The 17,948-nt window shown below is 42.8% G+C and carries 19 protein-coding genes; 6 read left to right on the plus strand and 13 right to left on the minus strand.

What is annotated here, in order from left to right; genetic code table 11:
• Positions 1-320: 320 nt before the first annotated feature.
• A complete protein-coding gene (locus CO230_RS00495; RefSeq protein WP_122026821.1) occupies positions 321-2,528 on the minus strand; it encodes a glutamine synthetase III in 2,208 nt (735 codons plus the stop codon).
• Between the two features lie 187 nt (positions 2,529-2,715).
• On the opposite strand from CO230_RS00495, the gene CO230_RS00500 reads away from it, so the two are divergent.
• From CO230_RS00500 to CO230_RS00510, 3 genes are all read left to right on the plus strand, one after another.
• Positions 2,716-4,401, plus strand: a complete 1,686-nt coding sequence (locus CO230_RS00500) for a DUF6909 family protein (protein ID WP_122028828.1) — start codon at positions 2,716-2,718, stop codon at positions 4,399-4,401.
• Between the two features lie 114 nt (positions 4,402-4,515).
• Entirely contained in the window at positions 4,516-6,384 is a 1,869-nt protein-coding gene (locus CO230_RS00505; RefSeq protein WP_122026822.1) for a M1 family metallopeptidase, read from the plus strand.
• Between the two features lie 4 nt (positions 6,385-6,388).
• Positions 6,389-7,153, plus strand: a complete 765-nt coding sequence (locus CO230_RS00510; RefSeq protein ID WP_122026823.1) for a type III pantothenate kinase — start codon at positions 6,389-6,391, stop codon at positions 7,151-7,153.
• A gap of 133 nt (positions 7,154-7,286) precedes the next feature.
• On the opposite strand, the gene CO230_RS00515 is transcribed toward CO230_RS00510, so the two are convergent.
• From CO230_RS00515 to CO230_RS00535, 5 genes are all read right to left on the minus strand, one after another.
• The gene (locus CO230_RS00515) at positions 7,287-7,718 is read right to left on the minus strand and encodes a nucleoside deaminase (RefSeq protein WP_122026824.1); all 432 of its coding nucleotides are present in this window, start codon (positions 7,716-7,718) and stop codon (positions 7,287-7,289) included.
• 77 nt (positions 7,719-7,795) lie between these two features.
• The gene (locus CO230_RS00520) at positions 7,796-8,374 is read right to left on the minus strand and encodes an energy transducer TonB (RefSeq protein WP_228438154.1); all 579 of its coding nucleotides are present in this window, start codon (positions 8,372-8,374) and stop codon (positions 7,796-7,798) included.
• Between the two features lie 62 nt (positions 8,375-8,436).
• Positions 8,437-8,763: an SUF system Fe-S cluster assembly protein gene (locus tag CO230_RS00525; protein ID WP_122026826.1), complete on the minus strand. Its 327-nt coding sequence runs from the start codon at positions 8,761-8,763 to the stop codon at positions 8,437-8,439.
• Positions 8,764-8,788: 25 nt separating this feature from the next.
• The gene (locus CO230_RS00530; RefSeq protein ID WP_122026827.1) at positions 8,789-9,484 is read right to left on the minus strand and encodes a ribonuclease H-like domain-containing protein; all 696 of its coding nucleotides are present in this window, start codon (positions 9,482-9,484) and stop codon (positions 8,789-8,791) included.
• Positions 9,485-9,502: 18 nt separating this feature from the next.
• On the minus strand, positions 9,503-9,835 hold the full coding sequence (locus CO230_RS00535) for a cytochrome C (RefSeq protein ID WP_122026828.1): 333 nt from the start codon (positions 9,833-9,835) through the stop codon (positions 9,503-9,505).
• 125 nt (positions 9,836-9,960) lie between these two features.
• On the opposite strand from CO230_RS00535, the gene meaB reads away from it, so the two are divergent.
• Positions 9,961-10,953, plus strand: a complete 993-nt coding sequence (gene meaB, locus CO230_RS00540; RefSeq protein ID WP_122026829.1) for a methylmalonyl Co-A mutase-associated GTPase MeaB — start codon at positions 9,961-9,963, stop codon at positions 10,951-10,953.
• Here the strand turns inward: meaB and CO230_RS00545 are convergent.
• Complete coding sequence (locus tag CO230_RS00545; RefSeq protein ID WP_122026830.1) at positions 10,943-11,473, minus strand: DUF4251 domain-containing protein; 531 nt, start codon at positions 11,471-11,473, stop codon at positions 10,943-10,945. The two genes, meaB and CO230_RS00545, sit on opposite strands and share 11 nt — an antisense overlap.
• Before the next feature lie 103 nt (positions 11,474-11,576).
• On the opposite strand from CO230_RS00545, the gene CO230_RS00550 reads away from it, so the two are divergent.
• Together CO230_RS00550 and CO230_RS00555 are read left to right on the plus strand one after the other, a co-directional pair.
• Positions 11,577-12,383: a M48 family metallopeptidase gene (locus tag CO230_RS00550; protein ID WP_122026831.1), complete on the plus strand. Its 807-nt coding sequence runs from the start codon at positions 11,577-11,579 to the stop codon at positions 12,381-12,383.
• A gap of 70 nt (positions 12,384-12,453) precedes the next feature.
• Complete coding sequence (locus CO230_RS00555) at positions 12,454-12,768, plus strand: hypothetical protein (protein ID WP_122026832.1); 315 nt, start codon at positions 12,454-12,456, stop codon at positions 12,766-12,768.
• A gap of 34 nt (positions 12,769-12,802) precedes the next feature.
• On the opposite strand, the gene CO230_RS00560 is transcribed toward CO230_RS00555, so the two are convergent.
• The 6 genes from CO230_RS00560 to CO230_RS00585 are packed head-to-tail and all read right to left on the minus strand — an operon-like array spanning position 12,803 to position 17,940.
• On the minus strand, positions 12,803-13,438 hold the full coding sequence (locus tag CO230_RS00560; protein ID WP_122026833.1) for an outer membrane beta-barrel protein: 636 nt from the start codon (positions 13,436-13,438) through the stop codon (positions 12,803-12,805).
• Positions 13,431-14,240, minus strand: coding sequence for an ABC transporter ATP-binding protein (locus CO230_RS00565; RefSeq protein ID WP_122026834.1), 810 nt, complete (start codon positions 14,238-14,240; stop codon positions 13,431-13,433). Before CO230_RS00565 ends, CO230_RS00560 begins: the two co-directional genes overlap by 8 nt.
• Positions 14,240-14,992, minus strand: a complete 753-nt coding sequence (locus CO230_RS00570; protein WP_122026835.1) for an MlaE family ABC transporter permease — start codon at positions 14,990-14,992, stop codon at positions 14,240-14,242. The genes CO230_RS00565 and CO230_RS00570 overlap by 1 nt, the downstream gene beginning before the upstream one ends.
• A gap of 36 nt (positions 14,993-15,028) precedes the next feature.
• A complete protein-coding gene (locus tag CO230_RS00575) occupies positions 15,029-16,396 on the minus strand; it encodes an exopolysaccharide biosynthesis polyprenyl glycosylphosphotransferase (protein ID WP_122026836.1) in 1,368 nt (455 codons plus the stop codon).
• Positions 16,397-16,430: 34 nt separating this feature from the next.
• Positions 16,431-17,063 carry a 7-carboxy-7-deazaguanine synthase QueE gene (locus CO230_RS00580; protein ID WP_122026837.1) on the minus strand — a complete coding sequence of 211 codons (633 nt, stop codon included), beginning with the start codon at positions 17,061-17,063 and terminating at the stop codon, positions 16,431-16,433.
• Positions 17,056-17,940 carry a bifunctional 5,10-methylenetetrahydrofolate dehydrogenase/5,10-methenyltetrahydrofolate cyclohydrolase gene (locus tag CO230_RS00585; RefSeq protein WP_122026838.1) on the minus strand — a complete coding sequence of 295 codons (885 nt, stop codon included), beginning with the start codon at positions 17,938-17,940 and terminating at the stop codon, positions 17,056-17,058. Before CO230_RS00585 ends, CO230_RS00580 begins: the two co-directional genes overlap by 8 nt.
• Between the last annotated feature and the right edge of the window lie 8 nt (positions 17,941-17,948).

Raw genomic sequence — 17,948 nt, forward strand, 5'->3', positions numbered from 1 at the left:
ATATTTGATTTTCTGTGTTAATAACTGATACTTCGTTTTAAATGCAAAGCAAAATTAGGTATTCAGGCTCGCGTAGGGGTTAAAACACCCTTTATTGAAAGCTATTTTAACACATTTTAACACTATTTTTTGTATTGTTAAAAGAAAAGAAATTGCAACTCCCTTATTTTAGGGGGTTGCATTTTTGTTTGTTTTAAGATTTGTTAACATTTAAAGTTTCTATATAAATGATTATTGATTTCTATTACACAAATTTTTAACGGTCTTGCGCATTAAAAACTCCGGACGCAATGCCGGAGTTATGATTGTATTAAACTTATCTATCTGGTAAATAGCAGTTCACGGTATTTTGTCATAGGCCAAAGTTCATCATCAACCATCATTTCCAACGCATCAGATGACTCGCGGATGACCTCGAAAAACGGTTTTACGTCATTACAGAACTTTTCCGCCATTTGTTGAGAATTTTCGCTGTCTTTTGCAATCTTTATTGCTTCAAGGAGGTTTTCCACTTCTAATTTAATGACTGAAACATGCGTAGATATCTGCGAAATCATATTCATCTGTTCCTTGGCCAGGTCGCGGAAGTCTTTTTCACCAAATATTTCCTTTAAACCTTTTACATTTTCAATAAGGCGGTTCTGGTAGTTCAGGGCGCATGGGATGATGTGGTTGCGGGCAATATCTGCCAGCACAGTAGCTTCAATCGCAATTACGGTAGCGTACTTCTCTAATTTTACTTCGTTACGGGCTTCAATTTCACGGTGTGTGTAGATGCCGAGTTCTTCATAAAGCTCGATGAATTTCGGATCGAGTTCGCGGCCCAGCGCTTCCGGAGTGGTCTTTAGATTGTTTAGGCCTCTTTTCTGAGCTTCTTCAGCCCAACTGTCAGAATATCCATCACCTTCAAACATAATGTTTTTTGACTCCTTTATATATTCACGAAGTATATTGAAGATCGCTTCGTCTTTTTTAAGGCCTTTCTCAAAAATAAGTTGATCCACCTCTTTTTTGAAGGTGCGGAGTTGTTTCGCCATGATGGAATTCATCACAGTCATTACTTCCGCGCAGTTTGCCGAGGAGCCTACCGCCCTGATTTCAAATTTATTTCCGGTGAAAGCAAAAGGGGAGGTTCGGTTTCTGTCTGTGTTATCCAGAAGGATTTCCGGGATTTTGCCTACGACATTCAGTTTGAGCTCCGTTTTTTCCTCGGGTGATAACTTGCCATCAGTAACTTTTTCTAATTCCTCTAAAACACTGAAGAGTTGTGTGCCGATAAAGGCAGAAATGATTGCCGGTGGCGCTTCGTTCGCGCCTAAGCGGTGGTCGTTACTTGCCGATGCGATGCTGGCGCGCAGCAAATCTGCATAATCATGAACCGCTTTCAGTGTATTTACAAAAAAGGTAAGGAACTGTAGGTTTTTCTTTGGGTTTTTCCCCGGACTTAATAGGTTTTCTCCAGTGTCGGTGGCTAGACTCCAGTTGTTGTGTTTTCCGCTTCCGTTTACACCGGCAAAGGGTTTTTCATGGAAAAGTATATGGAAGTGGTGTTTGTGCGCAACCCTGGCCATGATGTCCATTAATAGAGAGTTATGGTCTACCGCTACATTTACTTCTTCGAACATGGGGGCAAGCTCAAACTGGTTTGGTGCTACTTCATTATGACGGGTAGTTACAGGAATGCCCAGTTTCATCGACTCGATTTCAAGTTCTTTCATGAAGTTCATTACCCTGGTTGGGATAGATCCAAAGTAATGGTCGTCAAGTTGCTGTCCCTTTGCGGGGGAATGCCCCAGAAGAGTTTTCCCGGTAATCACCAAATCTGGCCGAGACTGATACAGTGCGGAATCTACCAAGAAATATTCCTGTTCCCAACCCAGTGTTGGGGTTACCTTGGTGACATTTTTATCAAAATAAGATCTGCAAACATCCGTGGCGGCTTCGTCAACGGCATGGAGTGCACGTAATAACGGCGCCTTGTAATCAAGCGTTTCACCAGTGTATGAAATAAAAATAGAAGGAATGCAAAGCGTGGTGCCCATAATAAAAGCGGGTGAGGTCGGGTCCCAGGCAGTGTAGCCTCTTGCTTCAAAAGTGTTTCTTATTCCACCATTAGGGAAGGAGGACGCGTCCGGCTCTTGCTGAATAAGCATGTTACCGCTGAATCTTTCAATGGCTCTGCCTCCACCGTCTTCAATAGGTGTGAAAAATGAATCGTGCTTTTCGGCGGTGGAACCTGTAAGTGGCTGAAACCAGTGTGTGTAGTGTGTGGCGCCTTTCGAAAGCGCCCAGTCTTTCATGGCAACCGCTACCTGGTCAGCAATGTGACGTGGGATTTTGCTTCCTTTTTTAATGGCGTCCATAATGGATCGAAACGCTTCCTTCGTCAGATATTCCCTCATGGTTTCTTCAGAAAAAACGTTGGCGCAGAACAGTTCTGACAGTTTTGCCGGTACAGTGACCGCATTGTCTTGTCTGAAATTTTTGAAAGACAGGGTTTCTAATGCTTTAAATCTTAAATGTGACATGGTTCGGTGATTTTTATGGGGGTAAATGTACAAAAAAATGCTTTTTCACAATAAAAAAGTTTAAAAATATAGGGGGTGATAAATAATATCTGTTTCTGGTGACTTTTTTGTGCTTGTATAAACCTGCTTAAAATCAGGTCTTATGGAAATTTCGGGGATATGTGGTATCTTTGCCAAAAGATACACTATGGTAAACTCTCGTGCTCGCGAAACTACTGAAGCTATTGAAAGGCTCTATGTTTCAATGCGACATTTATTCTATCGCGGTTTTTTCAAGCCATCCGGCATCTCCGGCGAAAGTCTCCGTTCACTGTTAATGACGATCAACCCAGAAATCTACGGAACAATGGGTGTCCCGAACAAAATAGAACTAGATGGGTTATTGTATGTGCTGGACCGTCTGCCCGAAGGCATTGAGGAATGTTCATTCATCCACCTCACTTCTGATGAAGGTTTTGAGAAAGGCAGTTTTGAAGTCATTGTCCCCAAGAAACGCCGCCGCAACTGTTACCGGATTGATGAGCACCAAATGAATATTGAGGTGCTTTTGGGCCGTTCCGAAATCTATGATATCCTTACACACCTTACCTTCTTATATATAGAAGCCGATAAAATTCGGGAACTGGCCTTTGTGGCTGACGAGAACGACCGTCCTACGCGCGCCTGGAAAATCATTGAGGAAGTCGCAAAAGGCAGCAAGAAATACAGCCGTAAAGAAAAGGAAGTCGCGCTGATTCACCTTTCCTCATTACTAGGAAGAACTTTTGATGAAACACTGAACGCGTATAATAACTTCGGTGATGATGCCAACCCAGACAGGTTATTTAAGATCATCTATCATCTCGGGAACGAAAGTTTCAATGATTACAAGAAGATCCGTGAACGCGAGGTGCACTTCTCGGCCATCCTTCGCGAACGTGTAGGCCATCATTTCTTTGGTGAAAAATGGGCGAACAAAGTAAAAACCGTATTGGCGGAAAATAACCTGCACATGCGGCCGCTGCATATTATCTCCGCAAACATGCATTCGGTGAAAAATATGCTGTACGCAAATGATGCACTGGATAAAAAACTTTCAAAGACAGTAGATTACAAACTCTACGAAGAAATTTCAAATAAAAAATCATTACAGGAAAAAATACTGGTGCACAGCCAGAAGGCAGGCCTGATATATATTGACGACCAAAGCGGTAGCAATATCGATGTACAGATCATTGACCTTGCCAAGACAGATCTTACAAACACCCCTTTCGGTGAGCTGGGCTTCCAGGGGGAAGATGTGGTGATGGTGTTCGACTATGCTTTTGGTGAGCAAGCCTATGAAATTATGGACGAATTGCTGCGTCCTTATGATTTTAATGAGGAGATATATACCATGAAGGTGAAGTCGATCTCTATTATGGGGAAAGCCGGCATCCTGATGGGCGGCAAAGGGGACATCATGATCCCGACTTCACACGTCTTTGAAGGAACCGCGGACAATTATCCGTTCGAAAACGCGCTTTCACTCGCAGATTTCGAGGATGATGAGCTTCAGGCTTTCGAAGGAGGCATGGTAACCGTACTGGGCACTTCGCTACAGAACAAAGATATTTTACGCTATTTCATGGACACGTCTTGGAAGGCAATTGGCCTAGAGATGGAAGGTGCGCACTATCAGAAAGCCATACAGGTCGCTTCGAAGATCCGTCATCACATTTCAGAAGACCTCTTCGTAATGTATGCCTATTACGCTTCCGATAACCCGCTGGAAACCGGCTCTACGCTTTCATCAGGCGGTTTGGGGCTTACCGGTGTAAAGCCAACCTACCTAATCACCCTTAAAATTCTCGAGAAGATTTTAAGCAGTGGCAAACCACCGATGCCTCAATAGCATTTTTTAAAAGAAAGACCTTTTTACTTTGCAGTGAGAAGGTTTTTTTATGGTGCTACCGCGGCCTCCAGATAAAAATTCTTATCTTTCAGCTCCAAAAAAATAATTTTAAAGATGAAGAAAGGCTTTCTTTTAATGCTCTGTTTTGCTTACGGATTGTTTTCGGCGCAGCAAGGTCCTTATTATCAGCAATATGCCAAATATAAGATGGATATTGATGTAGATGCGGCAAATTTCACATACAAAGGCAACCAAACCATCACTTATACCAATAATTCACCAGATGAACTGAAGGTGGTTTACTTCCATCTTTATTGGAATGCCTTCCGGCCTGGCTCTATGATGGACCAAAGAGTACAGAATCAGGGGAAAAACGGGGATTCCCGGTTGCAGCGTGACGGTATTTCGCGCCTAGCCTCGATCCCAGAAGGTGAAGAAGGCGCCCAGAATATCCGTTGGATCAGACAGAATGGTAGGGACCTGAAGTTTGAAATCCAGGAAACCATCATGAAAGTGGTGCTTAACACACCTTTGAAACCCAATTCATCCACAACTTTTACAATGGAATGGGATGCGGTAATTCCGCACCAAATTCGCCGTGCAGGCAGAAATAACCGTGAAGGGATTGATATGACCATGACGCAGTGGTACCCTAAAATCGCTGAGTATGACTATGATGGCTGGGCTACATTCGATTATATCGGCAGAGAGTTCCATGCACCGTTTGCTGATTTTGACGTGACCATTAAAATTGACAAAGATTACGTAATTGGTGCCGGCGGAACATTAGAGAATCCTTCTGAAGTTAAAGGATACCAAGCTAACGCATCTGTTAAATCTGATAACAGGAACAAAGCTACATGGCGCTGGACGGCTAAAAACTTGCTTGATTTCGCCTGGGCAGCCGACCGCGACTATACCGTAGAGGAGTTTACAATCTTAGACGGTCCGAAAGTATATTACGTATATCAGAAATCTGAGCGTACCGCACTTTGGGAACAGACAAAACCCTATGTCACCAAATTCTTTCAGTTGATGAATGCGACCTTTGGTCGTTACGTTTATCCATCATACTCCTTTATACAAGGCGGCGACGGCGGTATGGAGTATGGGATGTGCACGATGATTCTGGGTGAAGGCCGCTCACTGGAAGGTTTAGTAGGCCTCATGGTGCATGAAGGCGGGCACTCATACAACCAGCAGATCCTGGCATATAATGAAAGCGTAAGACCTTGGATGGATGAGGGGTTCACCAGTTATTACGATGATTATGTGATGCATCAACTTTTTCCACCGGCAGAGCCAGTGGCAAACCCGTTTGTAGGCTCCATTAAATCTTATGTGAATTTTACCAAGACAGGTAAAGAAGAACCGGCGGTTTGGCTGGCAGACCATCATGATAACGGCAGCGCCTATTCGATCGCGTCTTACGTAAAAGGAGACCTTTTCCTAGTGCAACTTGGGTACATCATGGGCGAGCAAAATCTTTCTTTAGTAATGAAAGAATTTTACAATCAATGGAAGTTGAAACACCCGACAGACCGTGATTTTATGCATATCGCACAGAAAATTTCCGGGATGGACCTGAAGTGGTTTCATCATTATTGGATCAACACCACCAAAACCATCGATTATGCCATTAAAAATATAGAATATGGCCCCGAATCCACGACTATTACCCTGGAAAATAAAGGGCAAATCCCGATGCCGATAGATTTCTCGGTGATGACAAAGGAGAAGAAAGTGATCAATTACCATATCCCGTTGAACATGACGCATACCTGGAAGACCAAAGACATCTACGGAGATTTCTCTACGCTTGCTTATTGGCCCTGGACCCAGAAAGAATATCGCGTGACCGTTCCTTACACAAAATCTCAACTTTCTGCCGTAGGCATAGATTTCTCTCAACGTATGGCCGATGTGAACCCTGAGGATAATTTTGTAGAAACAGATAAAGATCCGAAACCGAAAGCGAAATAGTGCTATGACCACGATTGTAATCAACATTGGGAATACGAATATCCGTTTCGGACTTTTTAATGACGATACCTGCGAAATTTCCTGGATTCTCAATACCAAACCTTATCGTACCAGTGATGAGCTGATGATTCAGTTCATGATGATGTATCAGACTCATAAGATTGATGCTGAGAAGGTCGATAGGATCATTATCGGTTCCGTAGTCCCACAGCTCACCCATGATGTTGGCAGGGCCATGCAGAAAATTCATGGTAAAAAGCCTGTAGTTGTAGACAGGAATACACCTTCCGATGTACAGCCCAAATCACGGCAAATGGGTACGGATATTTACGCAAATCTGGTAGCCGCACACCACCTTTACCCTAACAGGAAGAAGATTATCTTTGATTTCGGTACTGCACTTACCGCAAGCTGTATTGATGAGCACGGAGAAACACTGGGAGTCATTATCGCCCCCGGCATCATCACTTCATTAAACTCCCTGATCCATGATACTGCCCAACTGCCGGAAATTGAATTGGTGAAACCGAAACAAGTGCTGGGATTAGATACGGTTTCATGCATGCAAAGCGGCATGGTATACGGTTATTTGGGGATGGTAGAAGGTTTTATAGCGCGTATTAATGAAGAAGTGCAAGACAATTGCTATGTCATCGCTACCGGCGGTGTTTCGCACGTTTATAAGCCACTTACCGAAAAAATTCACATGGCTGATCGCCTGCATACGCTGAAAGGACTCTACTTTTTAGGTGAATCTGCTTCTCAATGAATTGCTGTGCGGATGGTAAACCACTTTGCGTAAATGAATATGGTTTTTAGAACACTCAACGCTTAATTATTTTGTCTAAATACCTTTAGGAATGTACTTTACAATAATTAAGATAATTCGTTAAACGAACGTATCATCTTTTACTTTTGAAGAAATCTTTCACCAATTGTGAACATTCGTCCTCTAAAATGCCCAGTACAATTTCGGTTTTTGGGTGAAGTGACAGGTTTTTATTGATGAAGCCGCGCTGTTGGTCCCGTGCGCCAATTATTACTTTCGAGATTTGCGACCAACTGAGTGCCCCGCTGCACATCACGCAAGGCTCCATAGTTACATAAAGCGTGCAGTTTTGCAGATACTTACCACCCAGATAGTTGGCTGCCGAAGTAATGGCCTGCATTTCCGCGTGGGCTGTAACATCATTTAGTGCTTCAGTAAGATTGTGGGCTTTGGCGATAATTCTGTTGTTTGATACGATGATGCTACCAATCGGTACCTCGTCTTTCTCTAGTGCATGATAGGCTTCCTGTAGCGCAATCTTCATAAAATATTCATCCGTAAACATAGGCGAATCAAGTTTTCAAAGTAAAGCTGACCGAAGAAATTGAAAAAGTTTTTCTAAAAGGTAGAAAGTAAAGATTTCTACTCCAAATCCATACTTATCGGAAGCCGGAACCGATAGCGGACTGGTGTGCCGTTAAGTTTGGCCGGTGTAAATTTGTTTGGCAGCAGATACATGGCAATTTCAGCTTGCCGGTTAAATGTAGAATGATCTCCTTCTGCCTGGACTTCGGTGATGCTGCCATCGCGGTCCACCACAAATACCAACTGTGTCTTAAATGTTTTTGCTTCGGGCAGTATGGCGTCATGATAAAATAAATCAGCGATCTGTGTACGCAAAATCCCCAGGCCACCTGGGTATTGCGCTTCGTAATCAAGCGATTGCCTGTCGGGGTTTTTTAAAGAAAGATTTGGTAGTTGCTCCCCTTGTATTCGGGCTAAGTCTTCCCGGTTTTTCACTTTAATCAAGGTATTGATGTAGGCGGTGTTTTCTATGCTGTCGAGTTTCTGCATGAACTCGGTATAGTCTTTCCTAATGGCAGGTTTGCGGTCTGCGGGTTCTTTGTCGTATTTTTTCCGGAACTCTCTGTCGAGCATCAGCCGCTGATAGTCAAAGAACTGTTTGGTGGCACGGAACTCTTCGTTTTGTTGCGCTGCCAAAAAGCTGCACCACAATAATGTTATCAATATAAAGTTCCTGTAAAACAACGTTTGAAAATTTATTAAAACATCCCCAGTTCAAAGCGGGCTTCCTCGCTCATCATATCCTTATTCCAGCTGGGTTCGAAGGTAAGCTCCAGATCTACTTCGCGTACGCCTTCCACTTCCGATACTTTTTCGCGCACCTCAGCCGGTAAGCTTTCGGCCACAGGACAGTTGGGGGTAGTTAAAGTCATAATTACCTTTACATCGCCCTCCTCAGAAATCTGTACGTCATAAATAAGCCCAAGTTCGTATATGTCAACAGGAATCTCCGGGTCATATACCGTTTTCAGCTGTTTGATAATATTTTCGCCAATATCGGCTATCTGATCGTCTGTATAAGTCATGCTAAATATCTTTTGGGTAAATAAGTTATTCCAGCCGTTGCAGAAGAGGTTCTTGTCGCATCCGGCGGAATATGTTTGCCAAAGTTAACACATCTTTTTCACAATATTGAACAATTCTAAATAAGTCTTTTTCTATATGATAGATTGATGCTACCATTGAGCCATCTATGTCATCTTTCGGTGTTGGGATCTGGAAGACGTGCGCAAGTAATTCAAGCGAGATATAAGATTTGTAATCACCGAATTTCCACAGTTCCATCGTGTCCAAATGTGGGATTTCCCAGGGTTTTTTACCAAACATCTGGAAGGGTACCGGTGGCTGCATTCCGTTGATTATGAAACGCCGCGCTATCCACGGGAAATCGAACTCTTTACCGTTGTGGGCACACAAGATCACATCCCGAAGCTTCGGCCGGTTAAAAATCTGTCCAAACTCGTCCAAAAGTTTGGCTTCATCATCTCCATAGAAGCTTTTGATCAGCAGTTTTTCGCTTTTATCTAACATCCCTACACTGATGCAGATGATCTTGCCGAACTCTGCCATAATGCCGCCACGTTCAGCATAGAAGGCTTCGGCAGTGTAATCTTCCCGGCGCTGCACCTTGGTCTTTTTGTCCCAAAGCGTTTGTCCCGCCTCACCAATATCTTCCCAATTGCTGTATTGCGGAACGGTCTCTATATCGAGAAATAATACTTTTTCCAGCGGAATATGATGCAGCATGATATGTGTTTTTGGTGATTACTCTGTTTTGGTTTCCTGTGCTTTTCGTACAGAAACTACATAATTATAAGTCAATTCATGTTGTTCATCTGTCAACTTGGCTTTTGGCGCCATACTGTTCATAATACCTACCCAATCCTGGGCGGAGTAAGCAGCGGGATTTGGCAAATCATGGCAGCGCGCGCAGGAGTTTTCAAAAATAGTTTTTCCCATCGCCAGGTGTTCGGCGGACAGGGTTTTGCTGTCCTCTACTACCTTAGGTTTCGGCGTACACGATACAGTGAAGATGATCACTAAAATTGATGATGAGAAGACGGCTTTCTTTAGTTCTTGGATACTAGGATTGGTCATAGAATGTTCGTTTCATTCAAAAATAAACAAATTTCCTCAACAAATCTTTAAAGCAGTTATTCATTTTAAATATTTCAGGCAGCGATCAGCACAACTTTATATCACATATTTTGTATTTTTGGGTAATGACATCTTTTTCAATACCACAACTTGTACAGGGGATCCTTAGCGGTAACAAACGGTTGCTTGCCAAAGGCATCACGCTGATTGAAAGTAAAAAAAGCGAGCACCGCCAGCTCGCTGATGAGCTTTTGCATGAAATACTGCCACATACAGGAAGTTCGGTAAGGGTAGGTATTACCGGCGTACCGGGCGCGGGTAAATCAACATTCATTGAAAATTATGGTAAACTTCTGCTTGAAAATGGCAAGAAAGTAGCTGTTCTGGCCATAGATCCCAGTTCATCGATTAATAAAGGCTCTATCTTGGGTGATAAGACGCGTATGGAAGAGCTGGCCAAAGAAGTCAACGCGTTCATCAGACCTTCCCCAAGTTCAGGATTTTTGGGTGGTGTCGCAAATACTACTTTTGAAACCATGCTGCTCTGCGAGGCTGCGGGATATGATTATATCCTGATAGAAACCGTCGGTGTGGGCCAAAGTGAAGTGTTGGTAGCAGATCTTACCGATGTGTTCCTGTTTCTGAAAGTCATTGGCACGGGTGATGAACTGCAGGGAATAAAACGTGGGATCATGGAAATGGTGGATGTCGTCTTCATAAATAAGGTTGAAGAAAACAACCTGCTGAAAGCTAAGAATACAAAAACAGAACTGCTGCGGGCGCTACATTTTCTGCCCGAAAAGGAAAAAGGATGGAAGGTACCGGTGCTGCTGGGCTCAGCTTTGAACAATGAAGGTTTGAATGAAATCTATCAAAAAGTGAATGAATTTGTTAACCTAAAAAACGCAAATGGCACTTTTTTAAAAGTACGTGAGCAGCAGGCTGAAAAACGTTTTGATTATTGGGTCCACGAGTATATCCTACAGAAGGCTCGAAGTGAAAACTCGGATGAATTTTACCAGAAGCACAAAAAAAATGCTTCATCCCTGGCATCTAATCCCAGTTCTGAAGCAAAAAAGTTTGTCGAACGTCTTTTAGGCAAACCGGCTACGGAGTAACAGGGTTCTCCATGATATACCCATCATAGGAAATAGGTTGCCGGTCGTTCGAATCTATCGATACATAGGCTTTGCCGTTAGCGAAAACTTCGATAATTATACGTCGCACCTCATTGTTGTCGTTAGGAGAGATGGTATAGATGCGGCTTCCTTTCTTACCCTCGGCCTGCACTAGCGAAAAATCTTTAGAAGTAAAGCGGTAAGAGTTTTTACTGGTATCATAACTTGGGGTGTACATTCTGCCAAAGTAAGGCAATTCAACCAGTAACTCATTACTCTTTAGACGGATTGTATAGCCATAATCCAACTGAAGCATCCGTGTGGAACTTGAGTTCGGTAAAGAATTCATTACATTCACTACATCAAAATTGGTAGGAACGGCGCGCTGTGCCATAAAAGTAAACTCCCCGGACTGTAAAAGTGCATTTACTTTTTCTCGCGGGATGTTAGTGGTTGACCCACAGGCTGATAAAAGCATCAGCATCATGACTGATAAATATAAGGTTAGGTTTTTCATCATCTTTTTTAATACATTTAAAGCAAATATAATGCAAGGCGCCAAAAAATAGCTTTTTAATTGGAATAAAAATTGTAAACAAGAAAAAAAACAGAAATTTAAAGTTATGAAAAACGTAAATAAACTATTAGGGATCGGGTTTTTGTCGCTTACCATGTTGGCATGTACTACAAACCCGATTACCGGCAGAAAATCTCTACAGATAGCCAACGATCAGGAGATTTCGGCTATGGCATTACAGCAATACCGCGAAACGTTATCAAAATCTAAAGTAATATCCGGCACCAGCGCCGCAAACAGTGTGAAAAATGTAGGCGCTAGAATTAAAAATGCAGCCAATAATTATTACCGAAGCATTGGTCGGGCTGATGATATGAACAACTATCAGTGGGAATTTAATCTTATTGATGATAAACAAGTTAATGCCTGGTGTATGCCCGGCGGAAAAGTAGCTGTATATACCGGCATATTACCCATTACCAAAAATGATACTGGTTTAGCAGTGGTTATGGGCCACGAAATTTCTCACGCGCTCGCAGGTCACGGCAATGAAAGAATTTCCCAGGCCATGGCTGCGCAGTATGGTGGCGCCATCTTAGGAGGGGTAACAAGTGGCCAGATGGCTACCATCTTTCAACAGGTTTACCCTATCGGAGCACAGGTCGCATTGTTAAAATATGGCCGTGCACAGGAACTGGAAGCCGATGAAATGGGACTTTATCTAATGGCAATGGCCGGATATGATCCACGGCAGGCGCAACCGTTCTGGGAAAGGATGGAGGCCTCAAGTGCCGGTAACAGACCTCCGGAGTTCTTATCAACCCACCCAAGTCCTGAAAGTCGACGTTCAGACATTCAAAAAAGGCTTCCAAAAGCATTAGAGTATTATAAAGCCGCAGGCGGTAAAATATAGAACAGACAGTAACACTAAAGCCTTCCTGAAAATTAATCATTCTTGGGAAGGTTTTTTAATCATCCATAAAATGAAAAATTTACACTTTATAGGTTTCCTGCTATTGGGACTTGCTTTTTTGCTGTACTATCTGCTACCGGAGTTTTCTTTCGTGAAACTGTTTGAACCCATCAGTCTGATGGGGATACTTGCCGGTATCGGTATCGGGCTGATCATCGGGGGTATCGTAGGCTATGTAAGTAAAGGTTCGGCGCTGAAGGAAGAACATAGACGCCGTGAACTTGCCCAGCTTCGGAAAGAAAAAGAAGAACTGGAAAAACAGGCACTGGCTAACCAGCACGCTGCTGAAAAGCTTAAAAACGAAAATCCCCAGAATTTTTATTAATCTGAGGATTTTCTTATTTCTATAAAAGAAGTGCTTAAAACTTATAGCCAAGGCCTAGCATGAACAGGCTGGGGCGGTTATCATACACTATTTGTTGGTTCTCATCTGCGACAGTCGTTACAAATTCTCGTTGGTCCTTAGAGAAAGCTCCTTCGTATTTGGCTGAAACGATCAGGTTTTTAAGTTCGCTTTGCAGACCAAATTGATAGCCCACTGTGAAGTCTTTGGTTTTTACCTGTTCTACAAAACTACGGAAATTATCTCCTTTGCTTAAGTTAAAAGTACCAACGGGTCCTATAAAAGCGCTTAATGTATTCCCCAATAATCTGTACCCTAACAAAACGGGTACATCAATTCGGTTTGTTTTGGCTTCCAGGGTAGTTTCCTGGCCCGTAACATCCGTAACAGTTGCTTCATTTTTAAAGGTAGAATAATAAATCTCGGGCATCAGATAAAGTGACATGGGCAAATCTGCCTTTAGGGAAAGGCCTATATTGAAGCCGGTGATGTTCTTGCCTTTTTCAGAAATAGCAGTATTGGTGGCATCTTTAAAATTTTTCCAGGTAGCGGAACTTGTCGGGATAAGTACGTTGGCTTTTCCGGCGAATGAAAGCTGTGCCGAGGCAAAAATGCTGGCTCCCAGCATCGCTATGGTGAATATTTTAGTCATTATTATTAGGTTTGGTTACAACCTTATCAATTGACGTTTTGTTGGTCTCAAGGAAGTACTCGCGCAGTTCTTTGAAAAGTTCCGAAGAGTAAACGAAATCAATCAGGTTCTTATTGCCTGCATTAATCAGGATGTCTTTATTGCCTTCCCATTCCTTGATGCCTAATCGCAGATATACAATTTTCTCGCCAATTGTCATCACCGAGTTCATGTCGTGCGAGTTGATGATGGTAGTTGTATTATATTCTTTGGTGATCTCCATCAGCAAATCATCAATGATATTCGAAGTATAAGGATCGAGCCCCGAGTTCGGTTCATCGCAGAACAAATATTTCGGGTTGTTTACGATCGCGCGTGCAATTGCCACCCTTTTCTGCATGCCGCCTGAAATTTCAGAAGGATATTTACGGTTGGCTTTTTCAAGATGTACACGGCCAATCACTTCAAGCACGCGTCTTTTTTTCTCGCGGTAAGACAGGTTGGTGAACATATCTAACGGGAAGGCTATGTTTTCTTCCACCGTCATGGAGTCAAATAGTGCGCTCCCCTGGAATACAGTGCCGATCTCTGACCGTAGTCCCTGTTTTTCTTCGCGTGACATGTTGTTAATGTTTCTGCCATCGAAAAGTATTTCCCCCGAAGTCGGCTGAAATACATTCAACAAACTTTTAAGGAAAACTGTTTTTCCCGAACCACTCTGCCCGATGATGAGGTTTACTTTACCCGTTTCAAAAGTGGTACTGATGCCTTTTAGAACCTCTATGCCATCGAAACTTTTCTTTAAATCTTTTACTTCAATCATCAGCTGAGGAACATTTGGGTTAAAATTAAATTGGTGATAATGATGGCTACGATCGTCCATACTACCGCTTGTGTACTTGCGCGGCCCACTTCTAACGAGCCACCTTTTACGTTATACCCGAAAAACGCGGGGATGGTGGCGATAAGGAACGCGAATACCGCTGTTTTAAAGAAAGCATACCAAATGAAATGTTGTGGCATATACATCTGTATCCCGGTAATATAATCTGCCTTGCTCCAGCTTCCGGTAGCAACACCTGCCAGGTAACCACCCCAGATACCAAATACGATACTGATCGCGATAAGTAATGGGTTAAAGACTACGCTGGCAATTATTTTAGGTAAAATAAGGAAGTTTGGGGAGTTTACGCCCATAATGTCCAGCGCGTCAATCTGTTCCGTCACGCGCATGGTCCCGATACTTGAGGCGATATATGAGCCTACTTTTCCGGCTAAGATTACCGATATGATGGTAGGAGCAAACTCCAGTATCAATACCACTTTGGTAGCATAACCGATGAACGAATTAGGGATTGGGAAGGTGGATGCCTTGAAGTTGTTAGACATCTGAATAGCTACAACCGCCCCTACAAATATAGAGGTGAAGAGTACGAGCCCGAAAGAATTAACGCCCAAATCATTGATTTCCCGCATGAAAAGTTTACCGAAAACAGATGATTTCTGCGGGCGTTTTATGGTTTTTGACATCAGGAGGAAATAACCGCCCAACTCGCCCAAAAATTTTTTTAACATTTCGCTAAATTAATGTTTTATTTATTTCTAAAATTCTTAATTGGCATTTTTATCTCCGCCCAGAACTAAAAACACTGTTTTAAAGATAATCACCAAATCGAGCATGAAACTCCAGTTTTTTACGTAAAAAGCATCCGCCAGTATACGTTTCTGCATTTTAATATCCATATTTCCGCTGTCGCCCCGAAGCCCGTTTACCTGCGCAAGCCCGGTTACACCCGGTCTCACCAAACTTCGTACCGAATATCTGCCAATTTTAAGTTTATAGAAGTCATCCACCAGCAACATATGGGGACGTGGTCCTACAACCGACATCTCACCTTTCAGTACGTTGATGAACTGTGGCATCTCATCCAGACTGGTTTTGCGTAGAAACCTGCCGATTTTTGTAATCCGCGGGTCATTTTTACCAGTCGTTGTCTGTACAGCATCTTTGTATGCATACATCGTACGGAATTTAATACAGTTAAACACCCCATCATGAAAGCCATATCTTTTCTGTATGAAAAAAACGGGTCCTTTGCTGTCAAGTTTTATCAAAAAGGCAATTAATGGGAATAGCCAACTGGCGATGAGGACTAGGATAACTATGGAAAAGGCAATGTCAAAAGTCCTTTTCAGGACAATGTTCGTGAGGAAATCTAACGGAAATTTTGAGCGCAGCAATATCGGCTGCATATCGATATAAGCCAAGTCGTATTGAAAAAAATTATTTCGGGAAGCGCTTGGGACTAATGATATGCGTACTTTATGAAGTTCGGCCAGTCTGTAAATCTCCCGTTCTTCGTGTTTTTCAAAACCTGCTGTGGAAAGATATACTGTGTGGATCCCATGCAGGTGCCAAAAATCAATCAGTTGATCGAAATCCAGAGTCTGCTGGTCCGGATATTCAAAAATTTTAAAACCATAATCTTTCCTTTGCTTCAAGATGTCTTTAAGGATTTCTGTGGAAGCATCTTTGCTCAGGAACATTACATTCCGGTAGTTGATCCCCAGCGTCCGCAGATACTTCAGCATGAAAAATATAATAGATTTCACGAAGAACAGCATGAAAAACAGCCAAATGGCGATATAAAACTGATCTCTACCCAAGAAATTATTGTTACTTACTTTGGCCATTAGCATGACGCCAAAAATAAAGATGAATATATGGGTGATTAACCGCTCGAGGTAGATGGTATATGTAAGATTCCGTGCGACGGAGTAAAGTTTGGTGCGCCCACTCAGTAAGATCCAGAAGAATGTCAGCAAAAGTATCGTGAAGATGTTCTGCTCCCAGACATCTGCTGTATATTGTTCCTTATGATTCCTTATGAAATAAAAAAGAAATACCCCGGCAATAACCAGTACATCCAATAAAATGATGACAAGTTTAAAGTACCTGGAATACCGAATTTTCTGCATGAAACCGAATTACATCAGGTAAATTTACCATATTTTATGGAATATTCAAATATTTATGTGTCTGTACTGAAGCCTGCCATTTAGGGTTTGCAAGGATAAAGTCGGTGATCTTAGGATACATTTCATTACGTTTGCTCCACTCGCTTTGTAGATACAGTCTACATGTGGGTGCTACTTTGGCAGCCTGTTCTTCTGCGAACTTAAAGTCATTATTGTTGAACACGATGACTTTCAACTCTTTTGCGAGATTGTAAATTTCGGGGAGCGGTAAACCAGTTTTTTTGGGAGAAAGGGTAATCCAATCCAAAGTACCGCTTACAGGGTACGCGCCAGAAGTTTCTATATGTATCGTACAGCCCAGTTCCTTCAATCTGCCGGTTAGTATATCGAGATTCCACATCAGTGGTTCGCCACCGGTTAAAATAATGGTTTTGCAGTGTGCCGCGGCAGTTTCGGCGATATATTCGGCACTCATCAGCGGGTGCAGGTCTGGGTCCCAACTTTCTTTCACGTCGCACCAGTGGCAGCCTACATCGCAGCCACCCAGACGAATGAAATAGGCGGCTTTGCCGGTATGGGCACCTTCGCCCTGTAAGGTATAAAAATGCTCCATCACCGGAAGCATTTTCCCTTCTTTCATTAAGATATTTTCTTCTTCTTTAGTCATTATAAACAGAGGTTTTGTATGCCAGGATGGTGTTTTTCATCAGCATGGCGCGCGTCATGGGTCCTACGCCTCCCGGTACAGGAGTGATGGCAGAGGCGATTGCACGGCAGCTTTCAAAGTCTACGTCACCGGCCAGGTAATAGCCCTTTGGCGAATCATCATCAATCCTGGTAATTCCGACATCGATGATGATGGCCCCTTTTTTAATCATATCCGCTTTTAGGAAACCAGGGTCACCCAGGGCGGTGATTACGATGTCGGCGTTTTTAGTAAACTCCTCGATATGAGGGGTGTAGGAGTGTGTGAGTGTTACAGTAGCGTTGCCTGGGAAATCCTTGCGCCCCATCAGGATACTCATGGGTTTGCCGACAATTCTGCTGCGACCAATGATGACGCAATGCTTACCCTTTGTATCAATCTGGTATCTTTCAAGAAGTGTGAGGATGCCGAATGGCGTTGCCGGTAGAAAGGTATCCATTTCAAGAGCCATTTTCCCGAAATTTTCCGGGTGAAAGCCATCCACGTCTTTCCTGGGGTCAATCGCCATAATGATTCTTTCTTGGTCGATCTGTGGTGGTAATGGCAACTGAACAATAAAGCCATCTACTTCTTTAGAAAGGTTCAATTCATGTATTTTCTCGAGCAGTTCAGCTTCTGAAACCGTACTCGGGAATTTTATCAGGGAAGAACGGAAACCTACTTCTTCGCAATCCTTTATTTTGTTGTTCACATAGGCAATGCTGGCACCGTTGTGTCCTACAAGGATCGCCACTAGATGTGGTGGACGGCGTTTTGCAGCTACTATCTTCTTAACTTCTTCGCGGATTTCTTTCTTTATTTCCTTTGAAACTTTAAGTCCATCGAGAATCTGTGTCATTTTTACTT

The organism is Chryseobacterium sp. 6424 (assembly GCF_003692615.1).
GTDB lineage: Bacteria > Bacteroidota > Bacteroidia > Flavobacteriales > Weeksellaceae > Kaistella.